The following is an 11,154-nucleotide window of genomic DNA, read 5'->3' as shown; positions in this document are numbered from 1 at the left end:
ATGACTTCCTTTGTTGTATCCTTCCATACTAACCACCATCCTTAGTAATTAGTATGTTCATATAGATAACTTTTTAGAAGGCTAAAAGCGTATACCGCCTAAAGTCGGTGGTTTTAAACCTCGCACATAGAAAATAAATAGTAACTACCTAAAAATACAAAAAATGTTATTATAGACCCATCATCAGGTTCATAATAACATTTTTTTATTGCTTCTTTATGCTTAAACTTTACTGCCTTCTTCCTTACTTAATTCTTCCTTATATCTCCCAACAGCAAATATCTTTCTCCATCCACCCATGACTTCAGAAGCTAACCAAATTAGTGCTATTGTTGCGAACAGTACTATTTGGTTGAGATTCATAATATCTCCTGTTGTTATAGGAATAAGAATTGTATCTTTGTCTGCTGCAAATTTGTGCATTGCAATAGGTGCATAGGCAGGATTAGAGATTAGTTCCATGAAATCCTTTCTGTTTTTATATCTTATAAGATAAAACTGATCAAACTTCTCCAGCTCTCCGGAACCCTGACTCATAGCTTCACGGCTTGCATAAGACAAATTCACTACAGGGTAATCCAACTTTTTCAAAAGTAATGCTGTTGCCCCATCTACATATCTCTTTTTTGCATCAGCCACATTGCCAGGATAATCGTGTCCTGCCGGATACATTGGTTTTTCATTCGCACGCATCAAATTAATCATGTAGAAGGATTTGCCATCATCATTATATCCAAAATACCTAACCTGTTCTATTTCAGCAGATGACAATTCTACACCAGTTGAATCCTTTGTAATATTTCTTTGCATCTCGCTTATATAGTTATCTACTTCCTGATTAGTTAGCTTTTTTCCGCTACCGTTATGATAGTTTGCAAATGATACATAAACAATAACTAATACTAAAACAATACCAAGAAAAATCATTGCCTTTTTATTTTTTAAATTTGGCATAAAGCAAACATTCCTTTCGCTGTACTCAAGGTACAAATGAGCTTATCTATATTTTGAGACAGCCCCTCTATTTTTTTATGGTGGTAAATTCTTTCTTATGAGCTCAGAGAATTGCTTATTATATGTTCTATGATAGGTTTTGTAACTTGCTTATAGTTTTCCTGGATCATCCAATGTCCGCAATCTAGTTCAACAAACTTATATTCACCCTTCATATATTGTTTCTTCATAAGTTCGCTGCCAGCACGGCCAATATACACATCTTTATTTCCCCAAATATATAAAGTTGGTGTAGTTACATCTCCAAACTGCATGCTTTCTAGCTCACCTTTTAAAGTTGGCTGATTAGCACGGTAATAATTTAGTGTTGCAGTTCTCGCTTCTAATTCTCTAAATATTGTTAAGTAATCTTCAGCTTCATCAGGCTCCATTGTAGCATAAGCATCCCTCATCATTTTAAAGTTATCTTGAGCCATAATCATTTCTGGAATATCAGGAGTCAGCCAATCCCTAACATATTGACTTTTGACATTTTGTTCAGGATCAAATGCAGCTGCATAAGTATACGCTCCTACATGAGGTACAGCTAATGCTGACCAACTCTGTATTCTATCTTTGTAAAGCTCAACAACAGCCCATCCTATCATAGATCCCCAATCATGTCCAATTAAGTGAAATTTTTTAAAACCAACCTCATCTGCCAAAGCAACAATATCAGATGCCAATTGTGGCAGAGTATATTTTTCCTTACCTTTTGGACGAGCCTTTGGACTGTAGCCACGCTGATCAGGAGCTAAGCACCTATAACCCATTTGTGCTAATTCATTCATGAACCCTATCCACATATGGGAGCTTTCTGGGAAGCCGTGCAGAAAAATTATAGGGTCACCATTATTTTCAAGCCCTGCTGTACGGCATTTGAAAATTAGTCCATTTACACTAATTTCTTGAACTTTCACTAGAGATTCTTGCTGTAAATTGCTTTCCATTAATTATCTTCCTCCTTCTATAAAATTATTTAATAACCGATTGTATAAGTAATACAACGGTTGCTTTGCCTGGCTTTTAAACCTCCAGGCCATTATATTTTCCTACTCTATAGAAATATAAAGTAGGAGAAATACCATATTTTATTTTGACTTCTAATTTAATATCAAATCTATTAACTCCTCTTCGCTAATCCCATTTATGTACTCATTGATATCTACTTCCTTTAATCTAAGATGTAATTCTTCACTATTTATCTTAGTGCCAATAAACTTATTTTCAAGTTCTAATAGATCATTACTTCCAAAGAAATCACCATATATTGATAATTGTTTTATCATTCCTTCCTCAACATCTATATAAATTGTCATAGTACCACAATCTAATCTTCTCTCTTTTTTTACATTATATTTAGGTGAAAAACCATAATTCCACTCCCAGGTAGAATATTTATCTACAGAATTTTTTTTAATACAATCCATCTCTTTTTCTGTTAATTTGTATTCTCTTATTTCTCCACCTTCAAAGATTTGCTTTAACAGTAAATCACAAAATTCTTCCATAGTAATTTTCTCTTCTAAGAAAGTGCTTATATTTTCTACTCTACTCCTTACTGATTTAACGCTCTTAGACTCATACTTATGTGCTTTTACTTTTAAAGCCTGTTGTACTATATCTAGTTTTGAGTTAAATAGTAATGTACCATGATGTAGTACTCTACCTTCTTTAATATATTGAGAGTTTCCCGAAAACTTTTTATTATCAATTGCCAAATCGTTTCTACTATTAAATTCTACATTTATACCTAATTGCTTTAGTGTATTTACAATTGGTAAAGTAAAAAACTTAAAATCAAAGTCTTTAATATTTTTCTTATCTGTAATAAAAGTAAAATTCAAATTACCTAAATCATGATAAACTGCACCACCTCCAGAAAGTCTTCTTACAACGTTTATGTCATGAGTTTTCACAAAATTCACATTAACTTCTTCAATTGTATTTTGATATTTCCCCACCACAATAGTATTATCATTTTGCCATAACATAAAGTAATCTTCATCTTTAGGCATTTTTTCAAATACATATTCTTCTAAGGCTAAATTAAAATACGGGTTGCAACTTGGGCTCTTTATAAATAACACACTATTCCCTCCATTAAGTTATTTGTAGTATAATTGTAGCTATTTTAATTAAAATCTGTAAATCGTCTTTATGTATGTTTTTATTTATCTTAAGTATTAGAAAGTGCTATAAATTAATTGCATTATAGCACTTTCTAATACCTAAAGATTAGTCACCCTCCTCTAAGTATTAATATTTTAATTTATATATCACCCTTTGGCTCGATGTTAAATAAATCTACAACTAATATAATTTTAGTATCAACAACATTGAAATATATTTTATCAAAATTAATCAATAGTTTAGGAGGAATTATTATGGTTGAAATTCAGATACCTATGTTAGGTCAATCAGGCATGGATGTAAAAATTGAGTCTTGGTTAGTTGATGAAGGTGAATATGTTGAAAAGGGTGAACCTTTATACGAATTATCTAACGAAAAGCTTAACCAAGAAATTGAAAGCCCTACCTCTGGAAAATTAGTTAAAATATTAAAGCCAGTTGGTGAACTTGTAGCTGTTGGAGAGATAATAGGTCACTTAGAAGAAGGTGAATAATTTGGGTGAAGGAAAAAGAATAAAAGAAAACTATAAAATTTCTGGTGCAAGAAAGTTTATAGCTACAAAAATGAAGGAAAGTTTAAGAGATTATCCTCAAGGAACTGGTAGTTCAGAAATTTCAGTAGATAAAGTATTAGAACTTAAAAATGAATTAAAAAAACAAAATTCAAATGTAAGTATGACTTCTATATTTGTAAAGTTAGTAGCTGAAGCATTAAAAAAACATCCCGTAATGAACTCTGCTCTTATTGAGGACGAATTTTTCATATATGAGTCTATCAATATTGGTGTAGGTATTGGACTTGATGATGGAATCATGATGGTAGTTGTAAAAGAAGCTCAAAACAAGGATATCTTCCAAATATCAGATGAGTTACAAACTATGATCTCGAAGTTAAAAGCTAAGAAATTGCCATTTGATTGTATGATGGATTCTACTTTTACAGTTAGTAACATGGGTATGCTTGGTTTTGAACAAGTAACACCATTTTTAAATCCACCTGAAACTGGAATCTTAGGTATTGGAACAACTAAAAAGAAATACGTCATAGACAACAATGATGTAGCTACTATTAGCAATATGGCTTGCTTTAATATTACTGTAAATCATGCTGCTATAGATGGATTACATGGTGGTTTATTCTTACTTACTTTAAAAGATATACTAGCAGACCCTAAATCTTATGTGGGATTATAAATAATAAATGGAGGTAATAAAATGAATTTTTCTAGAGAAGAACTATTAGATATGTATTCAGACATAGTAAAATCAAGAGTTTTAGGCGAAAAAATAGTTGAATTTATATACAGCGGAAAGATTGCCGGAGCTATACATCCTTGCTTAGGTCAAGAAGCTGTAAGTGCTGGAATAATGACTGCACTAAAAAAATCTGATATAAAAACACATGGTACTGCAACACACAGAAGTCAAACTGTAATGGCTCATCGTGTTGGTTTCAAAGAGTTTATAGCTGAATTACTTGGACGTAGAGGGGGCGTTAATGATGGTGTATCTGGTGAATATCACCTAAATGATCTTGAAAAAGGGTTGTTACCAGCTACTGGTGCACTAGGTGGTGCATGGGGTATATTAACAGGATATGCTTGGGCATTAAAAAATGATAATAAACAAAATCAGGTAATAATAGCTCCTTACGGTGACGGTGCAATTAGTGCTGGTGCTACTTATGAAGCTATGAATATTGCCTCTTTATACAAATTACCTATTTTATTCTTTATTGAAAATAATGGAATAGCAATGTCTACTCCTGTTTCTAAACAATCTCCATTAGAAAACCTTGCAGATAGAGGTTTAGCATTTAATATGAAAGGTGTTACTGTTGATGGCAATGATCCTATAGCTGTTGCAGAAGCTGTTTTACAAGGAATGGAGTTAGCAGCTAAAAATGAACCTAATATAGTAGAAGTTAAAACTACTCGCTGGGAAGGTCATTATGTTGGTGATCAGCAACAAGTTTACCGTGATGTAAGCTTTAGAGAAGATTTAGATTCTATATGTCCAGTTAAGAAATTTGAAAAGAAATTATTAGAACTTGGATATATAAATGATGAATACATAACAAATGTAAGAGAAGAAATGACTAAGGAAATAGTTGGTGCATTTGAGGAAGGTTTAAGCCAAGGAGTAGCTACTCGTGAAGAAGTTCTAGATTTTAATAGACTTTATTCAAATAACGTTGGAGGTGAAATATAACATGTCTAAAATATCTGTATTAAGAGCACTAAATCTTGCTATGTTTGAAGAAATGACAAATGATGAAAAAGTTATATGTATAGGTGAAGATATAGGAAAACAAGGTGGATGCTGGGGAACTTTTACTGGTCTTCAAAAACAATTTGGTGAAAATAGAGTTCTTGAAATGCCTATAGCAGAAGCTGGTTATACACTATTTGCTACAGGTGCAGCAATTGGAGGATATAGACCAATAGTTGAGTATATGTTTGCTGATTTTGGAACATTAGGTTTTGAAGGTATTGTAGATATAGCTGCTAAAATGCGTTATAACTCTTGTGGTAAGTATAGTTGCCCTGTTACTTTTGTATTCCCTCATGGCGGTGGTGCAAGAAGTGGTTGCCACCATTCTCAAAGTGTGGAATCTTGGTTCGCTAATGTACCTGGCTTAAAAATAGTAGCACCAACAACTCCTGAAGATACTAGAGCATTCTATAGAGCTGCAATTCGTGATGACGACCCTACTTTATTCCTTTATCAAAGAGCATTAATGGGATTAAGTGGTGAAGTTCCTGATACATTAGAAGAAGTTCCTTCTTTAGCTAATGCTGGTAAAGTTGTAAAAGAAGGTAATGACTTAACTATAGTTGCTTATCATAGAGCATTAATTAATGCTATAGAAGCAGCAAAACAAGTTGAAGAGGAAACTGGTAAAACAATAGAAATTATTGATCCTAGAGTTTTAATACCTTTTGATAAAGAATTAGTATTTAAATCTGTTGAAAAAACTGGACGTTTATTAGTTACTCATGAAGCTCCAGAAAGAGGTGGATTTGGTGCTCAAATAGTATCTTGGGTTGTTGAAAATTGTCTTAAAGATTTAAAATCTGCTCCTGTTCGTATTTCAGGTTCTAACTGTGTAATACCTTTTGGTGAATTAGAAGACTATTTATATCCTACTGTTGAAGATATAAAAGCTGGTATTTTAAAAGCTTTAGAAGTTGATACTTTAAAATCTGTAGAAGCTTAATAAAGGAGTCTACCCTATGTCTATAAAATTTGATTTTAGTAACAAAACAGTTATTGTAACAGGTGGAACAAAGGGTATTGGAAAATGTATAGCTGAACATTTTGCAAAAGCTAATGCAAATGTGGCAATCATTGGTAGAGATGAAGTTAGCGGTAAAAATGCGTTAGAAGAACTTCAAGCACTTGGTTCTGATGCACAGTTCTATAAATTAGATGTTTGTGATGAAAATGCAGTAGAAGAAGTAAAAGATGAAATCCTTAAAAAGTACGGAAAAGTAGAAATTTTAGTTAATTGTGCTGGTGTTGGTCCTAATGAACTGGGTCCTCCATTTACAAATATATCAGCAAATGATATTAGAAGAGTGTTTAACATAAATACAGTTGGAATGACTAATATGTGTAAATCATTTTATAATAATTTCTACGCTCAACAAAGTGGTAAAATTATAAATATAGCTTCTATTGCTGCTTATCTTCAAGTTCCTGTTATGCCACAGTATTGTGCATCAAAAGCAGCTACAATTAGTTTTTCTAACAATTTAGCTATGGAAATGGGTAGCTTTAATGTTAATGTTAACTGTGTTAATCCTGGTTTCGTATATACAAATATTTATTATGATAACGGTCTTAGAATGAAGAATGCTCTTCCGCAACAATTTGAAGATTGTAATACTAGTAAAGAAGTAGTTGAAAAAATGGCTTCTCAATCTGCTCTTGGTAGAATGCAAGATTGTGACGACATGGCATTTGCTACATTATTCCTAGCTTCTGAAGAAGCTCGTAACATTACTGGTCAATGTATAAATGTTGATTCTGGAATAATATTTAAATAGGGAGATGAGATGTTAATGAAAGCTGTTAGAAAATTAGAACATGGAAATGGATTTTTAGGTTGTGTTGAAGTAGAAGAACCTAAAGTATCTAGCAATACTGTAAAAATTAAAGTTGAATATTGTGGAATTTGTGGTTCAGATGTTCACATAGTTGAAGGATTAGAGCCAATTGATAATCCATTGCCTCTACCAGTTACCCTTGGTCATGAATTTAGTGGTACTATAGTTGAAATTGGCGAAAATGTTAAGAATTTCAAAGTTGGAGATAGAGTTACATCTAATGTTTGTACTAATTTCTGCGGTAAATGTATTAATTGCTTAACTGAGTCTGTATATAATTGTTCTCAAAGTAAAAATATGGGCTACGAAACTGATGGTGCTATGGCTGAATATGTATGTATGGAAGAATTTAACGTTTTTAAACTTCCAGATAATATTAGTTTTGAAGAAGGTGCTCAAGTTGAACCTGTATGTGTGGCTGCTCATGCTGTACTTGAGTGTGTAGATATAAAACCAACTGATATCGTTGTTATAATGGGAGCTGGACCTATTGGTTTATTAGTTCTTCAGTTTGTGAAAGCCTGTGGTGCAAAAGCTATTCTTGTTGGAAAATCTACTTCTGCTAATAAGTTAGCACTTGGAAAAGAACTTGGAGCTGATTATATCTTTGAAAATGACAAATGTGACGTTATTAAAGAAGTTATGATTATAACTGGTAGAAAAGGCGCAGATTTTGTATTTGAGTGTAGCGGAGCTGATATATGTATAACTCAGGCTATTATGATGACAAGAAAAAAAGGAACTATTGTTGAATTAGCCATAACTAGTGCTACTGGTTCTACTATTCACAGTTATTTATATGCAGTAATGAATGAGATGAAAATTCAATTTGCATTTGGTCACACATATGCTACATGGCCAAAAGCAATTGAACTAATGTCTACTGGAAAAATCAGAACAAAAGAACTCGTATCTCATAAATTCTCATTTGAAGATTATGATAAAGCTTTTCATTGTAAAGATCAAAACAAAATAAAAATATTATTACATCCTTAATATTTGAGAAGCGGAGATGATTAAAATTAATTGTCATGAAATATTTAGAAAAAAATTTATAACAGTAGAAGAAGCTATTAGTAAAATCAAAGACAATGATTGCATCTATACTTATGGTGCCTCAGCTGAACCTACTACTTTTTTATCAAACCTTAACTTATTAAAGGATAAATTAAAAAATGTAACTGTAGTTAACTTTTTAAACACATTACAATATGATTATTATAGTGATGATTCCTATACAGATACAATTAATAATGTAAGTTTATTTTTCAATAGATTTTGTTCCCAAGGACAAAAACTAGGTAAAATAACTTTTGTTCCAAATCATTTAAGAAATAGCATTCAAGATAGATTATCTTATCATAACTACAGAAATTTGCCTCTTAATATTTACGTTATATCAGTTACTCCAATGGATAAACATGGTTACTTCTCAACTAGTACCATCAGTTTATCAAATCGTACTCTCATAAATAAAGCTGATATGGTTATATTGGAGATTAATGAAAATCTACCTCGCACTTTTGGCGATACCCACATTCATATTAGCGAAGTTGATTATGTCTTACAAGGGACAAATAAAGTGATTTATCTTCCTAGTAAAGAAAGTAGTGAAACAGATAAGAAGATTGGTGAATATATTTCAGATTTAATTGAGGATGGGTCAACTATACAATTAGGTATTGGTGCTATCCCAAATGCTGTAGCTCTATCTTTAAAAAATAAAAAAGATTTAGGTGTTCACACTGAAATGTTAAATGATGGTATTGTTAATCTATATAAAGAAGGAATAATTACTAATAGATTAAAATCTCATTATCCAAATAAGATAGTTACTACTTTTACCTTTGGTTCAAAGGAAACTTATGATTTTATTGATGATAATTTAGGTGTATTACATTTAAGCGTAGAAAATGTAAATTCTCCTTTTGAAATTGCAAAAAATAAGAAAATGATTTCTGTAAATACTACTCTTCAAGTGGATTTAATGGGTCAATGTTGTTCTGAAGCAATTGGTACCCTTCAAATAAGTGGCACTGGCGGCCAAGTAGAAACTTCCATCGGTGCTCAGATGTCCGAAGGTGGAAAATCAATTATTGCTTTACATTCTACTGCTATGGTAAAAGATGAAAATGGTGTTCGTAATAGAAAATCCACTATAGTTAGTGTACACCCAGAAGGAACTGTTATAACACTATCTAGAACCGATATAGATTTTGTTGTTACAGAATACGGCCTTGCAAAATTAAAAGGAGCTTCATTAAGAGAAAGGGCTTTATCTCTAATCAATATTGCTCATCCTGATTATAGAGAAAATTTAATAAGTGAAGCAAAAAAATATAATTACTTATAAACAAATAGAGGTTGTTATTACTATAACAGCCTCTACTTAATTATCTAAAATTATTAATTACTTTTATAACTTCACTTCTACTGGAAATATTCATTTTATAAAAAATATTTCTAATATGTGATTTAACTGTAGATAAACTGATAAAAAGATTAGTTGATATTTCATTATTATTGCAACCTTCTAATATTAAATTTAAAATATCTACTTCTCTTGAAGTTAAATTGAATTCATCTATTATTTTTTTGCTAATCTTTTCGCATGAATCTCCTTCATCATTAGACTTATATAATTGAATTAAAATTAAACTGCTAAAATTTTCATTAGAAACAAATGTTATTTTTTTCCTCAATAATACATTGAATTTACCTATTTTTACTTCTATGTTTGTATCTATTTCATTGAGTTTCAAATTAATTTTTTCTTCTATTATATGTAATATATTATTCACTATCTTGTTAATATCAAAATTGTTAAACATACTATTGCCGTAATCTACAAAAGTATTATTATATTTTATAATTTTCATATTTTGATTTATTACTATAAATCCTATTTCAGTGGAATCTAGAAAAAGTTTTAGTGCTTCATTTTTTTCCAGTTGTGACAAATATGTTTTATATTTATCTATTGAAAAACTAAAAATTTCACCTATATAAGATAATAATTCTAATTCTTTCTCTGTGAAATCTCCTGTGTTTTTATTTTTGAATATAGCTATAATATGATATGGCGTTTGAATGGTTTTATTTGCTCCTAATATTGCTTGATACTCAATCTTATTTTGTGCTAAAAATTGTCCATATTGTGAATGAAAAAATTCATTTTCTCCAAAAACTTTATGAGTATGCACGTGGGTAGATTGATTGATATAACGTATATTATCAATATTTTGAAAGAATAAATCAAATTGAAAACATTGCTCTTTATACGTTATTAATACATCTTCATTTATACAATGGCTTTTAATATCATTTAAAACACAATTCCCATCTTTATCTTTGTCAAAAATACAATATGTCGTTACATTATACCCAAATAAATCATTTAATGCAGTTAACACTCTGTCAATAAAATTAGCATAATCATTATTGATATAGAAAAAAAAATCCAATATATTTTTATGGTCATTGACTGACAATAATGACACCTTATCACCCCTTTGATAACACAGTTTATCCAATATAATTATAGTCTAATTTATAATCACTTTCAAGTAATTTAAAAAGAAAGGAAACGATATACATGATAATTAAATATATTTCATCTTCTGGATTATTAATTTGTGAAAATAATATAAAAATTTTAATTGATGCTATTAATACAAAATCTGTTTTCCCTTTTAGTTGCACGCCATTAAATATTTTAGAAAAAATACTTAATGATGAATATGATTATAAGAACATAGATTACATATTATTTACTCATGTTTAGTACATACTATTAGTAGGCCAAAAAATTATTAAAAGTTCTTCCACACAGAATTTACCAATCCTTTTATGTTAATACTCTTATCAAAGAGTTAAATATAAAAGGATGTGTGAGGGTGATTACGTTGAAAGATAA

General features: G+C 30.7%; 12 protein-coding genes. 8 read left to right on the top strand and 4 right to left on the bottom strand.

The genetic code is table 11. The features are described from left to right. Window positions 1-222: 222 nt before the first annotated feature. The 3 genes from ACRC03_RS10705 to ACRC03_RS10695 all read right to left on the bottom strand — a co-directional run bounded on the left by ACRC03_RS10705 (window position 223) and on the right by ACRC03_RS10695 (window position 3,083). Window positions 223-954: a hypothetical protein gene (locus ACRC03_RS10705; RefSeq protein WP_438652557.1), complete on the bottom strand. Its 732-nt coding sequence runs from the start codon at window positions 952-954 to the stop codon at window positions 223-225. Between the two features lie 95 nt (window positions 955-1,049). After that, entirely contained in the window at window positions 1,050-1,943 is an 894-nt protein-coding gene (locus ACRC03_RS10700) for an alpha/beta fold hydrolase (protein ID WP_438652556.1), read from the bottom strand. Window positions 1,944-2,096: 153 nt separating this feature from the next. Continuing rightward, complete coding sequence (locus tag ACRC03_RS10695; protein WP_438652555.1) at window positions 2,097-3,083, bottom strand: lipoate--protein ligase; 987 nt, start codon at window positions 3,081-3,083, stop codon at window positions 2,097-2,099. A 297-nt stretch (window positions 3,084-3,380) separates the two neighbouring features. Between ACRC03_RS10695 and ACRC03_RS10690 the strand changes: the two genes are divergently transcribed. Genes ACRC03_RS10690 through ACRC03_RS10660 form a run of 7 tightly spaced genes read left to right on the top strand, consistent with a single transcriptional unit; the run spans window position 3,381 to window position 9,591 of the window. Further along, window positions 3,381-3,620 (top strand): biotin/lipoyl-containing protein, encoded by a 240-nt coding sequence (locus tag ACRC03_RS10690; protein ID WP_438652554.1) that lies wholly within the window; start codon window positions 3,381-3,383, stop codon window positions 3,618-3,620. Between the two features lies 1 nt (window position 3,621). Then, window positions 3,622-4,320 carry a 2-oxo acid dehydrogenase subunit E2 gene (locus ACRC03_RS10685; RefSeq protein ID WP_438652553.1) on the top strand — a complete coding sequence of 233 codons (699 nt, stop codon included), beginning with the start codon at window positions 3,622-3,624 and terminating at the stop codon, window positions 4,318-4,320. Window positions 4,321-4,341: 21 nt separating this feature from the next. Further along, entirely contained in the window at window positions 4,342-5,337 is a 996-nt protein-coding gene (locus ACRC03_RS10680) for a thiamine pyrophosphate-dependent dehydrogenase E1 component subunit alpha (protein WP_438652552.1), read from the top strand. A gap of 1 nt (window position 5,338) precedes the next feature. Beyond that, window positions 5,339-6,346 carry an alpha-ketoacid dehydrogenase subunit beta gene (locus ACRC03_RS10675; RefSeq protein WP_438652551.1) on the top strand — a complete coding sequence of 336 codons (1,008 nt, stop codon included), beginning with the start codon at window positions 5,339-5,341 and terminating at the stop codon, window positions 6,344-6,346. Between the two features lie 16 nt (window positions 6,347-6,362). Then, complete coding sequence (locus ACRC03_RS10670; RefSeq protein WP_438652550.1) at window positions 6,363-7,178, top strand: SDR family NAD(P)-dependent oxidoreductase; 816 nt, start codon at window positions 6,363-6,365, stop codon at window positions 7,176-7,178. Between the two features lie 9 nt (window positions 7,179-7,187). Beyond that, complete coding sequence (locus tag ACRC03_RS10665; RefSeq protein ID WP_438652549.1) at window positions 7,188-8,234, top strand: zinc-dependent alcohol dehydrogenase; 1,047 nt, start codon at window positions 7,188-7,190, stop codon at window positions 8,232-8,234. A 16-nt stretch (window positions 8,235-8,250) separates the two neighbouring features. Next, window positions 8,251-9,591, top strand: coding sequence for an acetyl-CoA hydrolase/transferase family protein (locus ACRC03_RS10660; RefSeq protein WP_438652548.1), 1,341 nt, complete (start codon window positions 8,251-8,253; stop codon window positions 9,589-9,591). Between the two features lie 40 nt (window positions 9,592-9,631). Here the strand turns inward: ACRC03_RS10660 and ACRC03_RS10655 are convergent, their stop codons facing one another. Next, window positions 9,632-10,738, bottom strand: a complete 1,107-nt coding sequence (locus ACRC03_RS10655; RefSeq protein ID WP_438652547.1) for a LuxR C-terminal-related transcriptional regulator — start codon at window positions 10,736-10,738, stop codon at window positions 9,632-9,634. A gap of 95 nt (window positions 10,739-10,833) precedes the next feature. Here ACRC03_RS10655 and ACRC03_RS10650 point away from each other — a divergent pair, with 95 nt between their 5' ends. Beyond that, window positions 10,834-11,022 carry a hypothetical protein gene (locus ACRC03_RS10650; RefSeq protein WP_438652546.1) on the top strand — a complete coding sequence of 63 codons (189 nt, stop codon included), beginning with the start codon at window positions 10,834-10,836 and terminating at the stop codon, window positions 11,020-11,022. Window positions 11,023-11,154: the final 132 nt, after the last annotated feature.

Source organism: Romboutsia sp. (genome assembly GCF_051659545.1).
Classification (GTDB): Bacteria; Bacillota; Clostridia; order Peptostreptococcales; family Peptostreptococcaceae; genus JBOFOR01.
This window is presented reverse-complemented; position numbering and strand designations above follow the sequence as displayed.

Excerpts from the sequence above, each read along its gene's own strand:
- ACRC03_RS10700 (WP_438652556.1), bottom strand. The coding sequence starts at position 1,943 with ATGGAAAGCAATTTACAGCAAGAATCTCTAGTGAAAGTTCAAGAAATT.
- ACRC03_RS10665 (WP_438652549.1), top strand. The coding sequence starts at position 7,188 with ATGTTAATGAAAGCTGTTAGAAAATTAGAACATGGAAATGGATTTTTA.
- ACRC03_RS10650 (WP_438652546.1), top strand. The coding sequence starts at position 10,834 with ATGATAATTAAATATATTTCATCTTCTGGATTATTAATTTGTGAAAAT.
- ACRC03_RS10670 (WP_438652550.1), top strand. The coding sequence starts at position 6,363 with ATGTCTATAAAATTTGATTTTAGTAACAAAACAGTTATTGTAACAGGT.
- ACRC03_RS10675 (WP_438652551.1), top strand. The coding sequence starts at position 5,339 with ATGTCTAAAATATCTGTATTAAGAGCACTAAATCTTGCTATGTTTGAA.
- ACRC03_RS10705 (WP_438652557.1), bottom strand. The coding sequence starts at position 954 with ATGCCAAATTTAAAAAATAAAAAGGCAATGATTTTTCTTGGTATTGTT.
- ACRC03_RS10660 (WP_438652548.1), top strand. The coding sequence starts at position 8,251 with ATGATTAAAATTAATTGTCATGAAATATTTAGAAAAAAATTTATAACA.
- ACRC03_RS10680 (WP_438652552.1), top strand. The coding sequence starts at position 4,342 with ATGAATTTTTCTAGAGAAGAACTATTAGATATGTATTCAGACATAGTA.
- ACRC03_RS10690 (WP_438652554.1), top strand. The coding sequence starts at position 3,381 with ATGGTTGAAATTCAGATACCTATGTTAGGTCAATCAGGCATGGATGTA.